Origin of the sequence: Bordetella ansorpii (assembly GCF_900078315.1) — a bacterium.
Lineage (GTDB): Bacteria > Pseudomonadota > Gammaproteobacteria > Burkholderiales > Burkholderiaceae_B > Bordetella > Bordetella ansorpii.
The window spans coordinates 956,305-981,363 of the sequence record NZ_FKBS01000029.1 but is presented as its reverse complement, the minus strand read 5'-3'; the positions used below and the strand labels follow the sequence as shown (position 1 = coordinate 981,363).

The 25,059-nt window shown below is 69.8% G+C and carries 8 protein-coding genes; 6 read left to right on the top strand and 2 right to left on the bottom strand.

Annotated features, from left to right (window positions below):
- The coding region (locus A7W11_RS26125) for an MBG domain-containing protein (protein ID WP_066421078.1) at positions 1 to 7,768 on the top strand (7,768 nt) is incomplete at its 5' end.
- Positions 7,769 to 7,841: 73 nt separating this feature from the next.
- Here A7W11_RS26125 and A7W11_RS26120 read toward each other — a convergent pair.
- Positions 7,842 to 8,237 carry a hypothetical protein gene (locus A7W11_RS26120; protein WP_173678847.1) on the bottom strand — a complete coding sequence of 132 codons (396 nt, stop codon included), beginning with the start codon at positions 8,235 to 8,237 and terminating at the stop codon, positions 7,842 to 7,844.
- Positions 8,238 to 8,328: 91 nt separating this feature from the next.
- Positions 8,329 to 9,309, bottom strand: coding sequence for a Bug family tripartite tricarboxylate transporter substrate binding protein (locus A7W11_RS26115; protein ID WP_066421061.1), 981 nt, complete (start codon positions 9,307 to 9,309; stop codon positions 8,329 to 8,331).
- A gap of 214 nt (positions 9,310 to 9,523) precedes the next feature.
- Here A7W11_RS26115 and A7W11_RS26110 point away from each other — a divergent pair, with 214 nt between their 5' ends.
- The 5 genes from A7W11_RS26110 (at position 9,524) to A7W11_RS26090 (ending at position 24,929) form a co-directional block, all read left to right on the top strand.
- On the top strand, positions 9,524 to 9,946 hold the full coding sequence (locus A7W11_RS26110) for an HIT family protein (RefSeq protein ID WP_066421060.1): 423 nt from the start codon (positions 9,524 to 9,526) through the stop codon (positions 9,944 to 9,946).
- A 131-nt stretch (positions 9,947 to 10,077) separates the two neighbouring features.
- On the top strand, positions 10,078 to 10,782 hold the full coding sequence (locus A7W11_RS26105; RefSeq protein WP_156523240.1) for an STN domain-containing protein: 705 nt from the start codon (positions 10,078 to 10,080) through the stop codon (positions 10,780 to 10,782).
- Entirely contained in the window at positions 10,779 to 11,366 is a 588-nt protein-coding gene (locus A7W11_RS26100) for an RNA polymerase sigma factor (protein WP_066421055.1), read from the top strand. Before A7W11_RS26105 ends, A7W11_RS26100 begins: the two co-directional genes overlap by 4 nt.
- A gap of 61 nt (positions 11,367 to 11,427) precedes the next feature.
- Complete coding sequence (locus A7W11_RS26095; protein ID WP_066421051.1) at positions 11,428 to 12,396, top strand: FecR family protein; 969 nt, start codon at positions 11,428 to 11,430, stop codon at positions 12,394 to 12,396.
- A 167-nt stretch (positions 12,397 to 12,563) separates the two neighbouring features.
- Entirely contained in the window at positions 12,564 to 24,929 is a 12,366-nt protein-coding gene (locus A7W11_RS26090; RefSeq protein ID WP_066421048.1) for a filamentous haemagglutinin family protein, read from the top strand.
- The last annotated feature ends 130 nt before the right edge of the window (positions 24,930 to 25,059 follow it).

Sequence of the window (25,059 nt, the reverse complement as noted above, 5' to 3'; positions counted from 1 at the left end):
GGCGGCGGGGGCAACCTCCCCCCGCCTGTTCGGCGGTGACGGCTCGGCGGGCGCGCCCTGGCTGATCGGCGACGTCTACGGCCTGCAAGGCCTGAATGGGCTTGCCGTGACGGGTGGCCCCAATGGCGCGCAGAGCTTTGCGTTGGGCCGCGACATCGACGCCACGGGCACCCGCCTGTGGAACGATGGCGAGGGCTTTGTTGCGATCAGAGGCTTGGTAGGCGCCTTCGATGGCGTGGGCCATGTCATCGACGGCCTGACGATCAATCGTCCGGGCGCCGGCTATCAAGGTCTTTTCTACGACACAACCAACGCCAGCCTTCAGAACTTCGGCTTGACCAACGTGTCCATCGTCGGGGGCCAGACCACCGCAGGCGTTGCCGCAAGAATGAATGCGGGTTCGTTGTCCAATGTATACGTCACCGGATCCGTTTCCGGTGAAGGTTTGAATGGCGCCCTGGTGGGTCTGGCCGACCAGGTCAACTTCACGAACGTCACATCCAGCGCGAGCGTATCGGGCCTGGATGAAGTCGGCGGACTGGTGGGCCGCCTGCGCGCGGGCAGCATGACCAATGCCTACTTCACCGGCGCAGTGAGTGGCCGCCAGGGGGTGGGCGGACTGATCGGCTTCACTGGGCTGGGGTACGGCAATCCCATCCAGGGCGGGATACTGAGCAGCGTGTATGCCTCGGGCGCGGTCTCGGGCATCGCCGATGTCGGGGGACTCATCGGTTACGCGGGCACGGGTACATTGGCTGCCAATGCTTTTTGGGACGCTACCTCCACGGGGCGTGGTGCCGCCCTGGGCGCAGGAGGGGCCATCACCGCCACGGCGCTGAGTACCGCCAATGCCTATAGCCAGGCCAGCTATGCCGGCTTCGACTTCACCAATACCTGGTTCATGATCGACGGCTCGACGCGGCCCATGCTGCGCAGTGAATACTCGACCACGCTGCGCACCGCGCACCAGGTGCAGTTGATGGCGATGAACCTCGGGGCCGCCTACATTCTTGGCAACGACATCGACATGTCGGCCACGCGCTCGCTGTCCGATGTGTGGCGCGCCGACCGGGGCTTCGTGCCGATCGCCGGCTCGGGGGCATTGGTCTTCACCGGCTCGCTGGATGGCGCGGGCCATGTCATCGATGGCCTCTATATCAAGAGCGCGGGCAATGCGAGAGTCGGCTTGATCGGCTCCGGCAACAACGCGACGGTGCGACGGCTCAGCCTGACGAACGTGTCCATCGACGGGGGGGACGGCTCCCAGGTCGGCGCGGTCATGGGGCAGCAATCAGGGGGGGCGATCGAGGACGTCGACGTGACGGGCTCGGTGGTGGGCGGCAACAACACGGGCGGTGTCGTCGGGTATGTCTCCTCCAACGGTACTGTGAGCAACGCGCGCTCTGCCGCGACCGTCATGAACATGGGGGTAGCCGCGTATTCAGCGGGCGGGGTGGTCGGCTATATGTCCTCCGGCCTGGTGCAGGGTTCATTGGCATCCGGCAACGTGACCGCGAGGAACTATGCGGGCGGACTGGCCGGACTGATGCTCGGCAACATCGTGGACAGCGCCGCGACAGGGACGGTCGAAGGGCAGATCGCCGGCGGGCTGGTGGGAGCGATCAGCCTCGGCTCGGTCGTGCAGAGCTACGCCACGGGCTCGGTCACGGCGGTTCAGTCAGGCGGCGGGTTGGTCGGTGTTTTGAGCAGCGGCTTCATCAGCGACGCCTACGCGATGGGCGCGGTCTCGGGCGGCGGGAGTGCGGGCGGGCTGGTCGGGCAGTCCGATGGGACGGTCCAGAACAGTTACGCCACGGGCTACGTGTACGGCAGCGGCGTCAAGGGCGGACTGATAGGGAATGCCACGTCGGGTACAGGCGTCGTCATCTCCTCGTACTGGAACACAGCGACCTCCGGCCAGGCCACTTCGTCGGGCGGCGGCACGGCACTGACCACGGCGCAGATGCAGGGCATATTGCTGCCGGGCTTCGATCCGTCGATCTGGAGTACGGGCGCCGGGCTCTACCCCTACCTGCAATGGCAGTTCGCCGCGGGCGAAACCCCCAAGGCCGTCAGCGGCACCGTGACTGGGGCTGGCGGCGCGGTGGCCGGTGCGGGCGGCAGTGTGATCGTGGCGTCGCAGGGCGCGCAGGCGGGCCAGGGCTCGATCGGCGCCAACGGCTATTTCTATGCCTTGACGACCTCGGATGCCGTGGACAGCAACGTCCTGGCCTATCTGCACGGCACGACGCAGAAGGGGGCGACGTTCAACGACCAGGGCGTGACCACCAACCTGACGTTGAGCCTCGGCGAACTGGCCATCGACACGACTGCCAGCAGCGTATCGAATACCATTGCGGCGATCTCCAGCGCGGCGGGCGATCTGGCCGCGAGCGCCGACCTGGACTTCCTGGGACCGCTGGACGGCAGCGTGCTGGCGGCCGGCCAGAACGTCAATCTGAGGCTGACGGCCGATACGTCATCGTATCTGCTGGACAGCGACATCACGGCGGCCGGCGCCTTGTCGGTGGCTACCACCGGCGCCTTCGGCGTCAGCGGCGACATCGTGCTGACCGGCACGCAGGGGCTGACGCTCAGCGGCAACACGCAGTGGGCCGACGCTTCGTCGCTCTCGCTCGTCGCCCCGCAAGGCCTGACGCTGGCGGGCGCCATCGACGCCGCGGACGGCACCTTCAGTATCGATGCACGACAGGACATCGCACTGGTCGGCAACACGGCAATCAATGTCGATACCTATCGGCAGAGCGGCCCGGGCGCATGGCGCCAGGTGGGCAGCAGTCTGCCCAGCTTCTACGCGCGCGACTTCCAGCTGGACACGGACTCGGGCGCCAGCTTCCTGCGCGCGTTGGACGGCAACGGCGCCAGCGATACGCCGTACCGGCTGTTCGACGTCTATGGCCTGCAAGGCATCGTCGCCGGGGGCGGGGCCTACACACTGGCCAACGACATCGACGCCAGCGGCACCGTCAACTGGAATGCCGGCCGGGGTTTCGTGCCCATCCAGGCCTTCGACGGCTCGCTCGATGGCAACGGCCATGCCATCGATAGCTTGACCGTCGCGGACGGCACGCTCGCCGAGGCCGGCCTGTTCGCCAGCCTGACGTCCGCACAGATCAGCAACCTGGACCTGACCCGTGTCCGGATCGACGGCGGCGATGCCGCCGGTGCGCTGGCCGGGTCGATGGCGGGCGGCACGATCCAGAACGTCAACGTGACGGGCCAGGTGGCCGGCAGCGCAGGCGCCATCGTCGGCGGGCTGGTCGGTATCGCAACCGGGAACGCAAGCATCTCGAACGCGCATGTCCAGGCGACGGTATCCAACGGGGCTTTCGCGGGGGGACTGGCCGGCGTCGTCGCCAGCGCCACGGTGACCGGCTCCAGTGCCGCCGGCACGGTCGAGGGCACCGAGTTCGTGGGCGGCCTGGTGGGCACGTTGCTGAAAGAGGACGGCGTCACCAATCCGGCCCATGCGTCCATCACCGATTCTCATGCCACCGCGAACGTGTCCGGCGGACTCATGACCGGCGGGCTGGTGGGGCACGTCGACGGCGGCATCATCAGCGATACGTATGCAACCGGCACCGTCACGGTGTCCTCGCCGGGTGCCCTGGGCGCCGGCGGCCTCGTCGGCTACCTGGAGAACGGGTCGGTCGCCGACTCCCATGCGACGGGCGCGGTCAGCACCACGCCGGGGGTCGACGTCATCCTGGGCGGCCTGGTGGGATACGCCCTGCAGAGCAGCATCACGGATACCTACGCGACCGGCAACGTGGCGGTCTCGGGCAACGTGTTCGGCTATGCCGGGGGACTGGTCGGGTCCCTGATCGACAGCATGATCGACCGGTCGTTCGCCAACGGCGATGTTTCCGCCACGGTCTCCAGCAGCCTGCCTCCGGGCAGCAGCAGCGGCGTGGCCGCGGGCGGCCTGGTCGCGGTGATGGAGAGCGGGTCTGCCATCCGCGGGTCCTATGCCACCGGGGCCGTGTCCGGCCTTTCCGTTACGGCGACCGATGCGGTGGCGGGCGGGCTGCTGGGCGTGATGACGGGTGGGACCGTCCTGAACGCCTATGCCACCGGGGCCGTGTCCAATGCGGCGAGTTCGGCAGGCGCCTATGCGGGCGGCCTGGCCGGCCTCGTGCTGGACGGTTCCATCGGCAACGCCTATGCGACGGGCGGCGTGTCCGGGGCCGCGGCCAAGGGCGGCCTGGTGGGCGGCGTCGACGCGCTGGATCCGGCGCTTCCCCCCAGCATCACCGCCTCGTTCTGGCTGGACGACGGCAGCGGTACGGACAACGGCCTGGGCACGCGCCTGACGCTGGCCCAGTTCCAGGACCTTTCCACGTTTGCCGATGCCGGTTGGGACATCGACGATGCCGGCGGCACGGGCAAGGCCTGGCGCATCTATGAAGGACATACCGGCCCGCTGCTGCGCAGCTTCCTGACGAGCGTGACCGTCACGGCGGACGATGCGTCCAAGACCTACGACGGGCAGTCCTATCAACTCCCCTTCACTTACAGCCGTTCGGACGTCTCCGCCGTGCTGCAAGGTACGCTGGGCAGCGACCTGACGGATGCCGACGCCGGCACCTACACCATCGCCAATGGCCTGTACTCGGGCCAGACGGGCTATGACATCACGGTGCAAGGCGGTACGCTGACGATAGGCAAGCGCTCCATCACCGTTGCGGCGGATGACCAGTCGCGCGTCTACGGCGATGCCGATCCCACGTTCACCTACACGGTGGGCGGCAGTGGCCTGGTCGGTGGCGACACGTTGACAGGCGCGTTGTCCACCTCGGCCACGCAGGCCAGCGACGTGGGCAGTTACGGCATCCTGTTGGGCACGCTGGGGGCGTCGGGCAACTACGACATCACCGGCTTCACGGGCGGCACGCTGACTATCGGCAAGCGTGCGATCAGCATCGCGGCCGACGATCTGTCGCGCGACTACGGCGATGCGAATCCGGGGTTGACGTACACGGTGGGCGGCAGGGGGCTGGTCAATGGCGATACGCTGACCGGTTCTCTGGCAACGCTGGCGGGCCTGACCAGCAATGTGGGGGCCTACGGCATCACGCAGGGCACGTTGGCGGCGTCGGGCAACTACGACGTGACCGGTTTCACGGCCGGCACGCTGACCGTCGGCAGGCGTGCGATCACGATCACGGCGGACAATACCTCGCGTGACTATGGCGACGCCGATCCCGGCTTCGCCTATACGGTGGGCGGCAAGGGCCTGGTCAACGGCGATGCGCTGACCGGCGCACTGGCCAGCAACGCAACGCAGGCCAGCGGGGTGGGCAGCTACGGCATCCTGCAGGGCACACTGGCGGCCTCGGGCAACTACGACATCACCGGCTTCACGGGCGGCACGCTGACCATCGGCAGGCGTGCGATCAGCATCGCGGCCGACGATCTGTCGCGCGACTACGGCGATGCGAATCCGGGGTTGACATACACGGTGGGCGGCAAGGGATTGGTCAATGGCGATACGCTGACCGGCGCACTGGCGACGCTGGCGGGTCTGACCAGCAATGTAGGGGCGTACGGCATCACGCAGGGTACGCTGGCGGCCTCGGGCAACTACGACATCACCGGCTTCACGGGCGGCACGCTGACCATCGGCAGGCGTGCGATCAGCATCGCGGCCGACGACCTGTCGCGCGACTACGGCGATGCGAATCCGGCGTTGACGTACACGGTGGGCGGCAGGGGTCTGGTCAATGGCGATACGCTGACCGGTTCGCTGGCAACGCTGGCAGGCCTGACCAGCAATGTGGGCGGTTACGGCATCACGCAGGGCACGCTGGCGGCGTCGGGCAACTACGATGTCACCGGCTTCACGAGCGGCACGCTGACCATCGGCAGGCGCGCGATCAGCATCGCGGCCGACGACCTGTCGCGCGACTACGGCGATGCGAATCCGGGGTTGACGTACACGGTGGGCGGCAGGGGGTTGGTCAATGGCGATACGCTGACCGGCGCACTGGCGACGCTGGCGGGCCTGACCAGCAATGTGGGCAGTTATGGCATCACGCAGGGTACGCTGGGGGCGTCGGGCAACTACGACATCACCGGCTTCACGGGCGGCACGCTGACTATCGGCAAGCGTGCGATCAGCATCGCGGCGGACAATCTGTCGCGCGACTACGGCGATGCGAATCCGGGGTTGACATACACGGTGGGCGGCAAGGGATTGGTCAATGGCGATACGCTGACCGGCGCACTGGCGACGCTGGCAGGCCTGACCAGCAATGTGGGCAGCTACGGCATCACGCAGGGCACGCTGGCGGCATCGGGCAACTACGATGTCACCGGCTTCACGGGCGGGACGCTGACCGTCGGCAGGCGCGCGATCACGATCACGGCGGACAATGCCTCGCGTGACTATGGCGATGCCGATCCCGGCTTCGCCTATACCGTGGGCGGCAGGGGCCTGGTCAACGGCGATGCGCTGACCGGCGCACTGGCCAGCAACGCAACGCAGGCCAGCGGGGTGGGCAGCTACGGCATCCTGCAAGGCACGCTGGCGGCGTCGGGAAACTACGATGTCACGGGCTTTACGGCCGGCACGCTGAGCATCGTGCCGCGCGCCATCGTCGTCGATGCCGGCGGCCAGACGCGGGTGTACGGCGACGCCAATCCCGCGTTGACCTACACGGTGGGCGGCAAGGGCCTGGTCAACGGTGATACGCTCAGCGGCCAACTGGCCACGGCGGCGCAGCAGACGAGCGACGTCGGCAGCTACGGCATCACGCAGGGCACGCTGGCCGCTTCGCCGAACTACGTGCTGACCTACAACGGCGCGAGCCTGGCCGTCACGCCGCGCACGATCTCGGCGGTAGTCTCCGCCGATGGCAAGGTGTATGACGCCACCACGGCAGCAACCGGCAACGTCGGCCTGGCCGGCGTGCTGTTCGGCGACGCGGTATCAGCGGATGGGCGCTTCCTGTTCGCCGACATCAACGCGGGCACGGGCAAGCGGGTGGACGTGTCGGATATCGTGCTGGCGGGCGGCAAGGCGGGCAACTACGTGCTGGCGTCCAATACGGCGGCGACCTCGGCGGACATCGCGCCGCGCGTGCTGGTGGTCACGGCCAACGGGCTGAGCCGGCAGTATGGCCAGGCCAATCCGTTGTTGACGTATCTGCTGGGCGGGCAGGGCCTGGCCGGTGGCGATACGCTGGCCGGTGCGTTGGCGACCACGGCTGGCGAGCGCAGCGGCGTGGGCAGTTACGCGATCACGCAAGGCACGCTGTCGGCTTCGGCCAACTACGACGTGCGCTACACGGGTGCGAATCTGGTGGTCACGCCCCGACCGGTGACGGTGACAGCCGGCGACCAGAGCCGCATGACCGGGCAGGCGGACCCCGCGCTGACGTGGATGCTCAGCGGTGGCAGCCTGGCGTCGTGGGACAGCCTGGACAGCGTGTTCTCGGGCCTGCTGGCGCGCGCGGCGGGCGATGCGCTGGGCAGCTACGCCATCGGGCAGGGCACGTTGGCGGCGTCGGGCAACTACGCGCTGGCCTTCGTTCCGGGTACCTTCTCGATCCTGCCGGGAGGGCTGTCGCAGATGCCGGCCCAGCTATTGCGCACGCCTTTCGAGGACGGCAGCCAACCCGTGATCGAAGCGCAGGAGCCTGCCCAGCAGGATGCGGACAGCCAGTGCGGCCAGGGTGTCGCGGGGGGCGGCGTGCATCCCTGCAACCGCGCGCTGGGGGGCTGGCTGCGAATCAGCAGCCGGTAAATGGCCGAAGGCGCGCGGGCCGTTGCCTGACGCCGGATCCGGTACCGATCCGCCGCGACCGCGGCGGGCGGTATCAGATCGCCGCGTCCACCAGCAATTCGCCGGCCAGCGGCCGGACCCGCCGGTCCACGAAGTATCCGCCGCCTTCCACATATCGCAGGAACACGCGCCCGCACGTCGTGCATTCCCACACGTCGCTGCGGTTGGCCGGAAAGTAGCGCGGGGCGATGGGCGCCTCGGGCGACCAGAAATGCGTGCCGGCCGGATGGAATTCCTCGAACGTGGGTTCATCGTAGGCAGACTCGCGCAGCGTGCCGATCTGCCGCAACTGGGCCTCGGGGAACGACACCGGCTCGCTGGTCCATGCGGCGGATAGCGATTTCAGGCAGGCACACGGCTGCGTGACGGCATCGGAGCGGGCGGCCAGCGCGGCGACCGCGGCATGATCGAGAAACGGCTGCATGGAAATCCAGAAGGCGCGGCGCCGTACACCGGCGCCGCAATGAAAAACGGCGAGCCGACTATGCGCCGTCCCGCCGTCTTTCGTCAACCGGCGCGCGTCAGTCCACCGTGGCGCCCGAGGCCTTCACCGCCGCGCCCCATTTCACGATGTCCCGGGCGATGAAGTCCTGGTACTCCTTGGGCGTCATCATCATGGGTTCCACGCCCAGGTCGGCCAGTTGCTTCTTCACGTCCGGCGAGGCCAGCACCGCCTGCACTTCCTTGTTCATGCGCTGGGTGATGTCGGCGGGGATGCCGGCCGGGCCCAGCAGGCCATACCAGGGTTGCGCATCGAAGCCCTGGATGCCGCTCTCGGCCAGCGTGGGCACGTCGGGCAGCGCGGCCGAGCGTTGGGCGCCGGTCACGGCCAGCACCTTCAGGTTGCCCGCTTTGACCTGTTGCATGATGGGCAGCGGGTTCTCGAAGGCCATCGGCACCTGGCCGCCCACCAGGTCGTTGAGCAGCGGACCCGAGCCCTTGTAGGGGATGTGCTGGATCTTCGTCTTGGCGGCCACGTTGAACATCTCGCCGATGATGTGCTGCGGCGTGCCCGAACCGGCCGAGCCGAACGAGAGATCGCCCGTCTTTCCCTTGGCGATGATGTCGTTCAGCGAGGTCAGGCCGGATTTGGCGTTGACGGCCACCACGAAGCTGGTGCGCGCCAGCGGCGAGACGGCGGTGAAGTCGCTTTCCGGCTTGTAGTTCAGCCTGGAATACAACGTGCCCGCGATCACGATGGGGCCGCTGGCCGCCAGCAGGAAGGTGTAGCCGTCGGGCTTGGCCTTGGCCACCAGATCGGTGCCGATGTTGCCGCCGGCCCCCGCCTTGTTCTCGACGATGATGGTCTGGCCCAGCTTGTCGTGCAGGCGGTTGGCCAAGAGGCGCGCCAGGATGTCGGTGGTGCCGCCGGGGGCGTAGGGCGACACGATGGTGATCGGCCGGTCGGGCCATTTGCCTTGCGCGGCATGCGCGGCGGGCAGGGCGGCGCAGGCGAACAGGGTGAACAGCGCGGCCAGGCGGCGCAGGGGGATACGGCTCATGTTGTCTCCTGATGTCGTTGTGATAATGCGTCCCCATGGTACCGAAGCCCTTGGCGAGGGACATCAGGCATTACCCGCCGCCGGCGTCCGAATGGGGGACGCGGTGACGGCCGTGGCGAGCCAGCGGCGGTGCCGGCTTGCTACTATCAGGCCTTCGCGCGGGTGGCCCGCCGCGGGCAGCCTGCCATTCCAGAACATCCCCACAGGAGCAACCATGTCCGGCTACGACGACAGCAACATCTTCGCCAAGATCCTGCGCGGCGAAATCCCGTGCCACAAGGTCTACGAGGACGACAGTACGCTGGCCTTCATGGACATCATGCCGCGCACCGACGGGCATACGCTGGTGATTCCGAAGGCGCCGGCGCGCAACCTCTTCGACATCGCGCCCGAATCGCTGTCCGACCTGATCTTGAAGACGCAGCGCATCGCCATCGCGGCGCGCGCGGCGTTCCAGGCCGATGGCCTGACGCTGCAGCAGTTCTCCGAGCCGGCGGGCGGGCAGGTGGTGTTCCACATCCATTTCCACATCCTGCCGCGCTTCGAAGGCGTGGCGCTGCGCCCGCACACCGGCGAGATGGCCACGCCCGAACTGCTGGCCGAGCACGCGGCGAAAATCCGCGCGGCGCTGGGCTGATCGTGCCGCAATGACGACGGCGGGGCGCGGACGAGCTCCGACCGTCACGCAAGTGTCACCTCGCCGCCCTACCATGCGACACCTTCCGTCCGCCCGGGCACGGCCGCCAAGCGGCCTCGCGCTGCCGATCCGTGTTCTCGCATGGCTTCTCTACCCCCGCGCTGCATGCCTCCGGCCCCGACGTCCAACGACGCGGGCTGGCTGGGCTGATCGCCATGCTGTCGCTGGCCTTGTCGCTGGTGGCGCAGGCGCAGCCGTCCGCGCAGGCCTCCTTCCTGTTTGCGCTGCCCAGCCAGCCGCTGCATGACGCCTTGCTGCAGTACAGCCAGGTCACTGGCCGATCGGTGCTGTATGACACCCGGCACGTGCAGGGACGCATGTCCGCCGCGGTGGCGGGACGCCTGACGCCTGACGAAGCCCTGCGCCGCCTGATCGACGGCTCGGGAATGGAAGCCCACTTCGCCGGACCCGACGCTTTCATGCTGGTGCCCGAAGCCGCTTCCGCGCAGGCCGGCGGCAGGCGAACGGCGGGCAAGACGTCGGCCGAGGCGACGTTGCCGCAGTTCTATGGCCAACTGCAATATGTCATCGGCCGCACGTTGTGCGCGAATGCCGGCCTCTCTCCCGGCGCCTACCGGCTGGCATTGCGGCTGCGCATCGGGCCGTCTGGCGAGCTGGCAGAGGTGGCCGCGCATGCCACCGGCCATCGACAACTGGAGCCGCGCATCGTGCAGACACTGACCGGCATGCGGCTGGGCGTCGCGCCGCCGCCCGAGCTTCCCCAGCCCGTGCTGCTGCTGGTGCGTCCCGACAGCGGCCAGGGGTGCGCACCATGACCGCCAAGGGCTTGAGCGGCGAGTTGCGCCGCCTGTTCGTCGAGCGTTACGACGCCCTGAAAGCGCAACTGGTGCGTCGCTTCGGGTCGACGGAACTGGCGGGCGAGGCCTTGCAGGACGCCTACGTGCGGCTGGCCGAGCGCGAGGATACCGAGTCGGTCCGCCATCCGCAGGCCTATCTGCTGCACACGGCGATGAATGCCGCCATCGACCGGTTGCGGGGCGCGCCACGGCATCTGGTCGAAAGCGAAATCGAGGACCTCTACGACTATGCCGACCCGGCCGCCGGGCCCGAGCAGACCGTCGCGGGCCGCTACGACCTGCAACGCGCCGTGCAGGCGCTGGACGCCTTGCCGCCGCGCCAGCGGGACATCCTGTATTCGGCCCGGATGGAAGACACCACGCTGAAGGAGCTGGCCGACCGCTGGGGAATCTCGACCCGGCTGGTCAGCCGCGAGTTGCAGGTCGCGCACGAGGCCTGTGCCCGTTTCATGGCCGCCGATGGGAAAATTGAAACAAAAGCTGAAACGGGTTCGCAAACAGCGCGTGAAAAACGTCTAGAAAAACAACAGGATCGCGAGTGATCGTTTCTCTTTCCTTCCGCCGGGTGGCCCGGCGCTGTCATCCATGAATGGTCCATCGTCCATGACCGAGTCTGCCGCTGACGAGGCCTTGCTGGCCGAGGCCCGCGCGTGGGCGCGCAAGCTGGCCGTCGGCCGTCCGACCACGGCGGACGCGCAGGCCTTGCGCGGCTGGTGCGGCCAGAGCCCGGCCCACGCGGCCGCCTGGCGCCGCGCCAGTGCCGAGTGGCGCGAGATGGGGACGGTGCTGGCGGCGCATCGCGCGGCGCATCCGGAACCGGCTCGGCCTTCGGCGCGTGCGTCCAGGCGCAATGGCCGTCGCCTTTTCCTGGCGGGCGGCGGCGCATTCGCCACGGCGGTGGGCGCGGTGGCGTTGCTGCATCCCCCATTGGGGCTGTGGCCGTCGTGGTCCGAACTGGGCGCCGACTATCGCACCGCCACGGGTGAGCAGCGCGAGGTCGAGGTCGGCCCCCATATCCGCCTGGCGCTGAACACGCAGACCAGCGTGGCGTTGCGCGGCGGTGCGCGGCAGGCGCCCAGCGTCGAACTGATCGCGGGCGAAGCAGCGGTGCGCACCGATGGCGCGGCGCTGGACGTGCTGGCGCGCAACGGACGCGTGCATCTGGCCGACGGGGCGGTCGAGGTGCGCTGCCTGCCCGAGGGCGGCGCGGTGCGGGTGGTGTGCACCGAGGGGCGGGCCGAGGTGCGGCATGCCTCGGGCACGGCCACGCTGGTCGCAGGCCAGCAGGTGCGGTACGACGCACAGCGCCTGCATACGCCGGTGCAGCGGGACCAGGCGCAATCCGACTGGCGGCAGGGCGTGGTGGTGTTCCGCGACACGCCGCTGGACGAGGCCATCGCCGAGATCAACCGTTATCGGCCGGGCCGGGTGATGCTGATGAGCGACGCGCTGGCGCGGCAGCGCATCAGCGGACGCTTCGCCATCGGGTCGATGGACCAGGCGCTGGTGCTGATCGAACGGCTGTACCGCGCCCAGGTGCGGCAGGTCGGCGATCTGGTGCTGCTGACCTGATCGGTCGACGGGCGATGCGTGATGAACACCGCCCGAATACGCGTTGTAAGAAAAATTTCATCAATCGGCTGTTCCAGGTCGCGCAAGAACTCCCGTCTATACGGACATGGCACCTCGTGCCAGCACCACACCTAGACGTCATCGACCAGCCAGGATCGCCGAAAGCCATGTCCCAGTCTTCTTACGCCCGTTTCCCCGTCAGTCCTGCCCGGCGTCGTCCCGCCGTTCATCGCGCGTTGCGCCTGACGCCCGTGGCGTCGGCGCTGGCCGCGCTGCTGGTGGCGGGTGGGATGGCACTGCCTGGTGCGGCGCGGGCGGGCAATGGGGCCTGGTTCGCCACGCCGCAAGGACCGAATTCCCCTGCGATGCAGCCCGCCGGGGCGCGCCTGCAAGGCGTGGTGCCGGGACAGAGCGCGGCGGCTCGCCAGCAGGCGCAGGCCCGCCAGCAGTTGCAACGGTCGCTGGACAACGTCAACCGCTCGGCCGCCGCAATCGCCGCGGCGCAGTCGGCGCAGGCTGCCGCGCGCACGGCGGCACAGGCCACGACATCCGACGTGCCCGATGGTTACGTCCAGGGCGGGGTGTGGGACAGGGACGCTGCGGGCAATGTGCTGGCATGGACGGGGGCGAATCGCCCCGTGGTGTCGCGCAACGGCGCCAGCCACACGCTATCGATCCAGCAGACCCAGCCCCGCGCCATCCTGAACTGGGATACCTTCAACGTCGGGCGCAACACCACGGTGCAGTTCGAGCAGCAGGCCAGCGATGCGGTGCTCAACCGGGTGGTGGGCGCCGACGCCAGGCCCAGCCAGATCCAGGGCGCCCTCCAGGGCCGGGGCACGGTCATGGTGGTCAACCAGAACGGCGTGGTGTTCAGCGGCACCAGCCAGGTGAACGTGCGCAACCTGGTGGCGGCCGCGGCCAGCATCACGGACGAGCAGTTCACGGCGCAGGGCATCTACAGTCCACAGTCCTTCGGCACCTATACGCCCAGCTTCACCGATGCGCTGGGCGCGGTGCGGGTCGAGGCCGGCGCGCGGATCGCCACGCAGATTCCGGGCACAGTCACGCAGGGCGGTGGCTATGTGTTGCTGTTGGGCAGCGATGCCAGCAACGCGGGCAATATCGCCACGCCGAGGGGGCAGGCGCTTCTGGCGGCGGGGGAGACGTTCACGATCCGCCGCGGCGTGGGCACGGACACCAATCTGTACTCGACCACGCGCGGCAACGAAGTGGTGGCGCAGCCCGGCGCGACCAGCGGCACGGCCGCCAATACCGGCCTGATCCAATCGGCCGAAGGGGATATCACGCTGACCGGCCGCACGGTGCTGCAGGACGGCGTGGCGGTGTCGACCACCACGGTGAACAACCGTGGCACGATCCACTTGTCCACACCGGCCGGCGATGCCCGGGGTTCAGTGACGCTGGGCAGCGGGTCGACCACCGCCATCCTGCTGGACGACAGCGGCGGCACGGCGCTGGACAGCCAGCGCGACGCGCTGATCCTGGCTTCGGCGCAGCAGGACCAGGCGCGGCGCAAGGCCGTGGCGGACATCTTCACGAACCTGTCGAGGCAGGACGACCGGCGCGACCTGTCGCGCATCGAGATCGTGTCGGGCTCGACGGTGCAGTTCGCCGACGGCTCGATGACGCTGGCCACGGGCGGACAGGTGTCCGCCAGCGCCGGCGCGGCCGGCCGCAGCACGCTGGCGAATGGCTCGATCGTCGATGTATCGGGCGCCGTGGGCGTGCAAGTGGCGATGGAAGCCAACAACATCCAGATCAACGTGCAGGGCAACGAGCAGCGCGACGCGCCCGGCGCCCGCGATGCGAAGAACCTGAACAACAGCGACGTCTGGGTCGATCGCCGCACGCTGGTCCATGTATTGGCCGGCGTGGGCGGCTACGACAAGGAGCGCTGGTACACGGGCGGCGGCCTGCTGGAAGTCGGCGGCTACGTCGATCTGCAACCGCACCGCATCGGCGAGTGGGCGGCGCAGGGCGGCAGCGTGACCTTCGACGGCGGCGAGGTCGTGACGCAGCAAGGCTCGGTCATCAACCTGTCGGGCGGCACGCTGGACGTGCAGAGCGGCAAGATCCACATGAGCTGGATGCGCGGCGCCGAAGGCCGGCTGTACGAAGTCTCGACCGCGCCCGGGGACATCGTCTACCAAGGCCTGTACAAGGGCTACGAAGACACTCATGCCCGCTGGGGCGACGACGCCACGCGCTATTTCTACAACCCGGTGCTGGCGCCAACCCGCCGCAACGAACCGGGCTACACGGTGGGCCGCGATGCCGGCAAGCTGATCGTATCGACCACTTCGGCGGTGCTCGAAGGCGACCTGATCACCGACACCTATCAAGGCGCGCGCCAGGACGGCGCGGCCAGCGGCGACTGGGACGGCTATATCCAGTCGCAGACCGCGCTGGCGCGCGGCGCGCAGTTGATCCTGGGCAAGTACCGGACGGCCTACAACACCGATGCGAAGAACGGTCCGGTGGGCGTGTTCCACAACCTGAGCGCGGCGCAACAGCAGATCCTGTTCGGCATGCCCGAGGCTATCGCCGACACGCTGATGCCGCCGTCGCCCGCCGCAGGCGGCAGCGATGGCGCCAGCAGCGGCAGCGGCGAGCCGTCCCGCGCGCCGCTGCCCGAAGACCGCCGCAACACGGCGTACCTGGACAGCGCCGACGTCAACCGCTGGAAACTCGGCGCCATCATCGCCGTGGCCGGCGACGGCATCACCGTGGACGACGCGCTGCAAGTCTCGCCCGGCGGCAGCATCGAGCTGCACGCCCGGCGCATCGACGTCGACGCCGACCTGACCGCGCGCGCGGGCCGCATCGAACTGGGCAATATGCTGACCACGGTGAGCGACACCGGTGTGGCCAACCTGCAGGTGCTGTCGGCCAGCGGCACGGACCGGCCACTGGTCGGCGTGGGCGCGGACGTCACGCTGGACACGCACGGCTTCTGGAGCAACCTGGCCGGCGATCCCGATGATTTCCGTTTCTTGCCGTTCAAGAACGGCGGCTCCGTGGCGATTCTGCACTCCGGCGACGTCACGCTTGCGCAGGGCAGCGCCATCGACGTGTCCTCGGGCGCGGTGCTGAAGGCCGACGGCCCGCTCGACGGTGGCGCCGGCGGCGACGTGACGCTGTCGGCCGGATACTTGACGCAGCAGTCCGTGGGCGCAGCCCAGCAGGATGGCCAACTGACGCTGGGCGCCGAGATCCGCGGCTACGGGGTGGCAGGCGGCGGCACGCTGAACATGGAATCGAACGGCATCATCGTGATCGGCACGGACGCCAACGCCAACGCCAACGCCAACGCCGGGGCCGATGCAGCGATGCGGCAACCCCCGGAAACCGCGGTAATCACGCTGGATACCGGCCTGTTCCAGAGCGGCTTCGCGCATTATCGGGTGTCCGGCTATGACGGCGCCGAGGTGGCCGAGGGCACCGTGCTCGACGTGGCCATGCCCGTATTGCGCGCCAATCGCGATGGCCTGCGCGCCATCGCCACCGGCGCCGATCCGTTGGCCGCGCTGTCGCAATGGTTGCCGCCGCTGTATTTGGAAGATCCGCAGCATGCCGTGCTGACGCAGCGCGCCGGCGCCAGCCTGTCGCTGTCGGCGGGCCGGCAGACCGGGGCGGGCCAGGCGCCGCTGACCATCGGCCGCGGTGCGGTCGTCAGCGTCGATCCGGGCCAGGCCATCAGCCTGCACAGCGAGGGCCAGCTCACCATCGAGGGCCGCCTGAACGCCTGGGGCGGCAGCATCACGCTGGCCAGCATGCCCTTTTCACCGAGCTACGCGCCCGGCCGTTCGGTCTGGATTGGCGGCGACGCGGTGCTGGACGTGGCCGGCCGCGCCTACGTGGCCCACGACGCCTGGGGCCGCGCCTACGGCGTGGCGCCCGACGGCGGCAGCATCACCGCGGGCCAGAGCGATGCCTACCTCATCATCCGCCCGGGGGCGCTGCTGGACGCCTCGGGCGCGCAGGCGACGGTCGACGCGCAGGCGGGCGGCCCGGCCACGGCGGCATCGCAGCCGCTGCTGCTGGCCGGCAGCGGCGGCAGCATCGAATTGCACTCGGACAGCGGCATCGTGCTGGACGGCACGCTGCGCGCGGCCGCGGGCGGCGCCGGCGCGGGCGGCGGCTCGCTGGCCCTGTACCTGGACGACCGCATGTATTTCCAGGGACAGGACGCGGTGGATGCCAGCCTGAATCAGCTCTATACCATCACCGTTACACAGCACGGCGCGCCCAGCGGCCTGGCCGGCGACCTGGCGCCCGGCGAGCGCGACGCGGCCCTGGTGTTCGGCCAGGCGGCGATCAGCGCCGACCAGGTGGCCGCCGGCGGCTTCGACGCGCTGACGCTGTCGGCGCGCGACCGCATCCTGTTCGACGGCGACCTGGACCTGGCGCTGGGCCGCAGCCTGAACCTGCGGCGCGGCATGCTGACCGTGGCCGGCGCCACGCCCGATGCGCAGGTCCATCTGGCCGCGCCGTACATCCGCCTGGACGGCGGCTCCTGGTCGCCGAGGGCCAGCGAAACCCCGCACTTCACGCCCGGCCTGATCAATCCCACGCCCGGCCGGGCGCCCGGCGGCGCCAGCTTCCTGGCGTTGTCGGCCGACCTGATCGACATCTATGGCAAGGTGGTGTCCGGCGCGGCCAGCCAGCAAGGCGAGGGCACTCTCGGTTCGAGCGCATCCGTCAACCTGGACGGCTTCGCCGCCATCCGGCTGGCCAGCCGAGGCGACGTGCGCCTGGCCGGCGGCCTGAACAGCGTGGGCAATATCGAGGTCGACGCCGCGCAGATCTATCCGATGTCGGGCCAGTACGGTGCGATCATCGCCGGTACCCGCGCCGGCGGCATCGCGCCCGACAGCGTGCTGACGATACGCTCCAGCACCGGCCAGGTGCCGGACGTGCCGTACTCGGTGTTCGGCGAGTTGGCCCTGATGGGCGGCACGGTGGACCAGGGCGGCGTGGTGCGCGCGCCGCTGGGCTCGGTCTCGCTCAACAGCACCGGCGGCAACCGCGGCACCGACTGGCAGACCGGCGTGCTGATGCTGAACATAGGCGGTCAGGCGGTGGGGCCCGCCTCGGTGGTGATCCTGCGCAATGGCAGCCTGACATCGGTCAGCGGCGCCGGATTGGCCATTCCGTACGGCGGCACGGTCGACGGCGTGACCTACGACGGCATCGGCAAGTCGGGCCGTGAATACACGCAATATGGCCTGGCCGAAACCACGGTCGCGCGCGGCGACACTACCGGCAGCAAGGATGCGGATAACGGCGTGCTGGTGGCCGGCATCACCATCGATGCGGGGCAACTGGTCGGCGAGGCGGGCGCGGTCATCGACCTGTCCGGCGGCGGCGAATTGCGCGGCGAAGGCTTCGTGTCGGGCCGCGGCGGTTCGGTCAACGTGCTGAAGACGCCGCTGGCCAACGCCAACCCGGCGGTGCGCGGCTTCAGCCAGCCGGACGACGGCGTGTACGCCATCCTGCCGGGCTATGCCTCGGACTACGCGCCCGTGCTGCGGGCCAACGACAAGGGCGCGGGCGATCCGGATGTGGGCCGCCAGATCACCATTGCCGCCGGCGTGCCGGGCCTGCCCGCGGGCACCTACACGCTGCTGCCGGCCAGCTTCGCGCTGCTGCCGGGCGCGTACCGCGTGGAACTGGGCGGCCATGCTCCGCTGCGCCAGCCGGCCGGCGCCACGGCCGCGCCCAATGGTTCATGGGTGACCACCGCGATGCAGAGCACCGCCGGCACCGGCACGCGCGATGCGCTGGCCACGCAGATCCTGTTGACGCCGGGCACGGCGGTGCGCAATTACACGCAATTCAACGAGACCAGCTTCAGCCAGTTCCTGGTGCAGCAGGCCGATACTTTCAACGCGCTGCGTTCGCGCCTGCCCGAGGATGGCAAGCTCCTGCTGCTGCAGTTGCGCGCCAACAGCGACGTCTCCGACCCGCTGCAGTTCGCCGGCATGGTGCGCTTCGGCGGCGCGACCACCGCGCAGGCCACCGGCATGGCCGGCACCATGACGGTGACCAGCGGCAACGCGCTGCTGGAGATCCGCAGCCCGGACGCGGCGGCCACGCCGGGCACGGTGTCGATATCCGATACGTCGCTGAACGCCTTCGCGGCGTCCACGCTGATGCTGGGCGGCATGTGGCATTACTTCGACGGCGCGTCCACGGGGGGCGACAGCGCCCGCATCTACTTCGGCAGCGATGGCGTGGAGCACCCCGGCGTGGCGGTGCGCGGCGGCGCCACGCTGCGGGCCGGCCAGGTGTTCCTGGTGGGCAACGACATCGCGGTCGACGGCGGCGCCGCCGTCGACACGCGCGGCTTCGACAACACCGTCATCGACTCCACCCTGAGCTATGTCTACGCCAATGGCCTGAAATCCGTTCCCAATGGCTATGAGATCGCCGTGCTGGCCGTGGCCAATGGCCGCCTGGACTTCCTGCCTTCGGTCGGGCAGTCGCGCATCGAGATCGCCGACGGCGCCTCGCTGCTGACCGAGGGCACCATCGCCTTTGCGGCGCCGGGCGGGCTGCAGCTGGGCGAGGTGGACCTGGGGGCCCGCTATCTGCAGATAGCGCAGGACCAGATCAACATCGGCACCTCGGACAGCCTGGCCGCGGCCGGGATGGCCGGCGCGCTGCAGCCGGGCTGGCAGCTGACGCAGGCCGTGCTGGACAAGCTGCTGCGGCCCTCGGCCGCCGATGGCGTGCCGGCGCTGGAGCGCCTTACCCTGACGGCCGGCGGCGCGTTCAACTACTACGGTTCGGTCACGCTGGACACGGGCGATTCGCCGGTGCAGATGGTGTTCGCCACCCCGGCTTTCTATGGCTGGGGCGGCAGCGACGACGTGGTGCGCATCGCCACCGCCAATTTCCTGTGGAGCGGCGTGTCCACCGGGGATGGCTCGACCGGCAATCCGTTTCTCAGCCACGCGCCGGCGGGCGTGCGGCCCGGCGGCCCCGGCACGGGCGCCGGCCAGCTGGTGATCGACGCGCGCACGGTGACCTTCGGCTACGACACGCTCAGCCAGCCGCAGCGCCAGATAGCGCTGGACCGCCTGGCGCTGGGCTTTGCCGGGGTGACGATCGACGCGTCCGACCGCATTACCGCCAACAATGCCAACACGCTGACGGTGGGCGGCACGCAGGCCGGCGACGGCACGCGCTCGGGCGGCGGCCTGGCGCTGCGCACGCCGCTGCTGACCGGCGCGAACGGCTCGACGATGACCTACACGGCCGGCGGCAGCCTGAGCGTGGCGCGGCCCGACGGCGCGGCCGCGGCGGACGTCCCGGCCGTGGCCAGCCTGGGCGCATCGCTGACGCTGCAGGGCCGCGACGTGGCCATCGACACCGCGGTGGCGCTGCCCAGCGGCAGGCTCGTGGTCGAAGCCGACGGCAATGTGGCGCTGGGCGAGGGCGCGCAGATCGACCTGTCCGGCCGCACGGTGCAGTTCTTCGACGTGACCAAGTACAGCTGGGGCGGCGATGTCTCGCTGACCAGCAGGGCGGGCGGCATCACCCAGGCCGCCGGCTCGCGCATCGACGTGTCGGCCGCGCACAGCGACGCCGGCACGCTGGCGGCCAACGCCGGGCAGGGCGCGGTGGCGCTGGGCGGCACGCTCGCCGGCAGCGGCGGCGGCGTGGACAAGGACGGCACGCGCTACGAGGACGGCCGCTTCGGCCTGACGGCCGGCACGCTGGGCGACGACGCCTTCGCCGCGCTGAACGCGCAGCTGAACGATGCCGGCTTCTACGGCGCGCGCAGCTTCGCCGTGGAGAACGGCAGCCTGACGGTGCGCGACGGCGTGCGCGCGCACCAGGTCAACATCAGCGTCGATGGCGGCAGCCTGACGGTGGACGGCACCATCGATGCCTCGGGTGACCGGGTGGGCACCATCTATCTGTCGGCGCGCGACGACCTGAACCTGAGCGGGCGCGCCGTGCTCGATGCGCACGGCAACGTGCTGGCCGTCGACAGCTACGGCGCGCCGATCGACGCCTCGAACCGCGCGCGCATTTCGCTGACCGCCGCCAACGGCACGGTGCGGCTGGGCGCCGGCTCGACGATGGACCTGGCGACGCCCGACGGCGTGGCGCGCGGCCACGTGGAAATCAACGCGCCGCGCACCGGCGAGACCAGCGGCGACGTGCGCATCGAGGCGGGTGGCCCGCTGACGATACGCGGCGCGGCCAGCATCGCGGTCAACGCGTTCCAGACCTACCAGCCGCCCGGCGCGGACGGCACGGTGAAGCAGGACAACGGCGATGCCGGCGGCAGCCCGGTGGGCGCCGACGGCGTGATCGGCCTGGACCAGATCGACGCGCGCAACACGCAGTTCATAGCCGCGGCCTGGAACAACGGCGGCCTGACCGGCGCGAACGGCAGGCTGGCCGGCCTGATGGCGTACGGCACGGCCTTCCATCTGCGCCCCGGCGTGGAGCTGCGCGCCACCGGCGACCTGACGGTGGAGGGCGACCTGGACCTGTCGGGCTTCCGGTATGGCCCCCATGCCGATCCGGCGCAGCGCGGCTCGGGCGAGCCCGGCGTGCTGTGGCTGCGCGCCGGCGGCGACCTGAACATCCACGGCAACATCAATGACGGTTTCGGGCTGCCGCCCGGCTCGCCCGACAGCGCCCTGTTCGCGGACCTGCTGCCGCCCGGCACGGGGCTGCAGAGCGACTTCCTGGTGCCGGCCAGCGGCCTGATCCTGGGCACGAACACCCAGTTCAACAATTTCGGCACGCTGGACTTCGACATACCGCTGCCCGACTTCATGACCCTGGTGCTGTCGGACACCGACCCGCTGCCGGCCGACGTGGTGCTCGGCGGCTTCGAGTTCCTGTCCAACGAACTGCTGCCGGGCGTGGCGATCGCCGCCCCGATCATCCTGCCCGACGGCACGGTCTATGCCGCCGGCACCAGCACCGACGCCATCATTGCCCAGATCGGCCTGAACCTGCCGCCGGGCACGACCCTGAAGGCCGGCATGAACAATATCGCCGGCAGTTTCAGCATCTACGGCATGATGCCCGTCGTGAATACGATCTGGCCGGCGGGCGCCAGCCTGTCATTCTTCGAGTCCGGCTTCGGGCTGGGCGTGCCGGTCAACGTGCCGGCCGGGGCCACTGTGCCGGCCGGCACCTGGGTGGCCAGCGCGCAGGCGCAGGTGGGCGACAAGCCTGTCTGGGCGCTGGCGCCCATGCTGGCGCCGGGCAGCCAGTCGTGGTCGATGCGGCTGGTGGCCGGGTCCAACCTGACCAGCGCCGACTCGCGCGCCGTGCGTGCCGAGCGGGGCGCCGGCAACCTGGTGCTGAACGATCCCTATCTCGTCAACCTCGATGGCCATGGCGTGGGCACGCCGACCGCGGGCATCAGCGTGGTGCGCACCGGCACCGGCGATCTGGAGCTGTACGCTGCCGGCGACTACACGCAGCAGACTCCCTATGGCGTCTACACCGCCGGCACGGCCGTGGCCGGTACCACCGGGCGCGACTCGGTGTGGAATGCACCGCGCGAGCTGCAGCTGGACGGCACCGCGCTGGGCGCCGACGTGCTCGACCGCAGCTATCTCGACGCCATCAATGACCAGCGCATGTGGTACACGACCGACGGCGGCGATTTCACGCTGGCCGTGGGCGGCAACATCACCGGCCATGAGGATTCGATGTCCGAGATGGTGGGCAACTGGCTGTGGCGCCAGGGCGGCGCCGAGATCGGCCAGGCCACCGGCTGGGGCATCAACTTCGGCACCTATTCGCTGGACGGCGCCGGCCTGGGTGCGGAAAAGCTCGGCCTGGCGGCCTATTCCGGCATGGGAGCGCTGGGCGGCGGCAACGCGACGGTGCGCGCCGGCGGCGACATCGGCGCCGACGGCAGCGCCCAGCACAGCATCGTGGTGGCGGTGGGCGCCAGCGGCCGCGTGATCGACGGCGCCGTGCAGCAGACCGGCGGCGGCAGCCTGTCGGTGCAGGCGGGCGGCCGCATCTACGGCGGCGAGTACGACGGGCTGCGCGGCGATACCGGGCTGCGCGCCGGCAGCGTGGGCATCGTCAAGCTGGACGACTACGGCGTCAGCATGCAGGACGACCCGCGCCGCCTGGACAACCACATCGCCTACTCGGCGCAGAGCCGCGGCGGCGCCAACTTCGCGCCGGGCGACGGCGCGGTCAGCGTGCGCACGCTGGGCGACCTGGTGATGGGCAGTGTGATGGATCCCGGCCGCGCCGCGGAGCGGGTGGAGACATTGGCGAGCCTGGCCGGCGGCCAGGCCATCAACGCCGCCACCTGGTTCCTGTTGTGGACCGGCGACACGGCGATCGACCTGTACTCGGCCGGCGGCAATGCCTCGCCGCTGGGCAGCGGCGCCAGCCAATCGGCCACGAGTTACCTGCCTTCCACGCTGCGCGTGGTGGCTACCGGCGGCAGCATCTACTATGCGCCGCGCAGCGGCGGCATCGGCGCCGATTTCCTGCTGCCATCGCCTACCGGCCAACTCGAGCTGCTGGCCGCCGACCGCATCTCGGGCGGGACCTACAACAACTCGTCCAACAACGGCGGTGTCTTCGGGCTGGTGGGCGCGCCGGCCTGGACGCTGACCACGCCGCTGACGCCGGCCTGGCGCACCGCGCCGGCCAGTCCGTACGATCCGTCGCCGCTGGCCGCATCGAACTACTGGGCGTCGAACTCATCGATCGACGGCCTGCTGTATGGAGGCATCTACGGCGTGGGCTACTCCGTATACGGCGATCGCTACGGCGGCGGAGGCGGCACGCCGTTCATGTATGGTTCGTTCAACAGGGTCGACGACAGCATGGAAGGCGACGGCACGCCCTCGCACATCTATGCCCTGGGCGGCGACATCCAGAACGTGCAGTTCGGCAACCTGCGCACCGCGGGCAGTCTCACCGACGGCATCGTCCTTACGCAGTACGCGGCTTCCAAGCCGGTGCGCATGATCGCCGGCGGCGACATCATCAACAGCGGCGGCCTGTTCGCGCATGGCAGCGCCGACGACGTGTCCATGATGGCGGCGGGCGGCAATATCTTCTTCACCTCGGCCACCGGTCTTTCCATCGTGGGGCCGGGCACGCTGGAAGTCTCGGCCGGCGGCGATATCTACCTGGGCAATGGCGCCAACTTCACCAGCGTGGGGCCCGTGGCCACGGGCGACAAGCGCCCGGGCGCCGACATCGTGGTGCAGGCCGGCCTGGGCGCGGGCGCGCCCGGGGTGGGGCGGACCGATTTCGACGGATTCGCCCGGCGCTACCTCGACCCTGCCAACCAGGCCGACCTGAGCCCCGGCCATCCGCTGGCCGACCAGCCCGGCAAGGTGGCCAAGACCTACGACGCCGAACTGGCCCAATGGCTGGGCGAGCGGTTCGGCTATACCGGCGGCACGGCGGCCGATGCGCTGGCGGTTTTCCTGGCCCTGCCGGCCGAGCAGCAGCGCATCTTCGTGCGCCAGGTGTTCTACGCCGAACTGCTGGCCGGCGGCCGCGAGTACAACGACGCGGCCAGTCCGCGCCTGGGCAGCTATCTGCGCGGCCGCGAGGCCATCGCGGCGCTGTTCCCCGAGAGCGATGCGCAGGGCCGGACCATCGTCCGTTCCGGCGACCTGACGATGTTCCAGGGCACGATCACCAACGCCGGCATCCGCACCATCGCCGGCGGCGACATCCAGACGCTGACGCCGGGCGGCCAGACCGTGATCGGCGTCGAAGGAGTGACGCCGGCTGTCGGAACCAACTCGGTCACCGGCCAGCCATATCCGCCGGTGGGCCTGCTTACACAGGGCGAGGGCGACATCCGGATGTACTCGCAGGGCAGCGTGCAGTTGGGGCTGTCGCGCATCATGACGACCTTCGGAGGGGGCATCCAGGTATGGTCGGCCGAAGGCGACATCAATGCGGGCCGGGGCAGCAAGACCTCCCAGGTCTATACGCCGCCGCGGCTGGTGTACGACGACCTGGGCAACGTGACGCTGTCGCCGAACGTGCCGTCGACGGGTGCGGGCATCGCCACGCTGAATCCGATTCCCGAGGTGCCGCCGGGCGACGTGGACCTGATCGCGCCGCTGGGCACGATCGACGCGGGCGAGGCGGGCATCCGCGTGTCGGGCAACATCAACATCGCGGCCTTGCAGGTGGTCAATGCGGCCAACATCCAGGTGCAGGGGGAATCCAAGGGCATCCCGGTGGCGGCGGTGGTGAACACCGGGGCGTTGACCTCGGCCAGCGCGGCGGCCACCTCGGCCGCCACGGCGGCGCAGGACGCGGTGGCGCGCTCGCGGGCGGCCTCGCAGAAGGCGTTGCCGTCGGTAATCAGCGTGCAGATCCTGGGCTTCGGCGGCGAGCCGGCTGCGCCCGCGCCCGCCGCGCCCGCGCCGCGCCGCGATCCGGTCAGCTACCGGCCGGACGGTATGGTACAAGTGGTGGACCGTAGCGCGCTGTCCGCCGAAGAGCGGGAGCACTTCGGGATGTAGCGCGGATAGGTCTGCCGGAGGCCGCCAGCCCCCCGATCCCGTTGCGGCGGCCGGCCGATTCACAGGAATGTCATCCCCCCGCCATAAATTGGGCGGGCGCATCATGCCGCCGGCGGACGGGCCCTGTGTC

Bases quoted from the DNA above. Each gene is read 5' to 3' on its own strand.
- A7W11_RS26110 (WP_066421060.1), top strand. From the start codon at position 9,524: ATGTCCGGCTACGACGACAGCAACATCTTCGCCAAGATCCTGCGCGGC.
- A7W11_RS26115 (WP_066421061.1), bottom strand. From the start codon at position 9,309: ATGAGCCGTATCCCCCTGCGCCGCCTGGCCGCGCTGTTCACCCTGTTC.
- A7W11_RS26100 (WP_066421055.1), top strand. From the start codon at position 10,779: ATGACCGCCAAGGGCTTGAGCGGCGAGTTGCGCCGCCTGTTCGTCGAG.
- A7W11_RS26095 (WP_066421051.1), top strand. From the start codon at position 11,428: ATGACCGAGTCTGCCGCTGACGAGGCCTTGCTGGCCGAGGCCCGCGCG.
- A7W11_RS26090 (WP_066421048.1), top strand. From the start codon at position 12,564: ATGTCCCAGTCTTCTTACGCCCGTTTCCCCGTCAGTCCTGCCCGGCGT.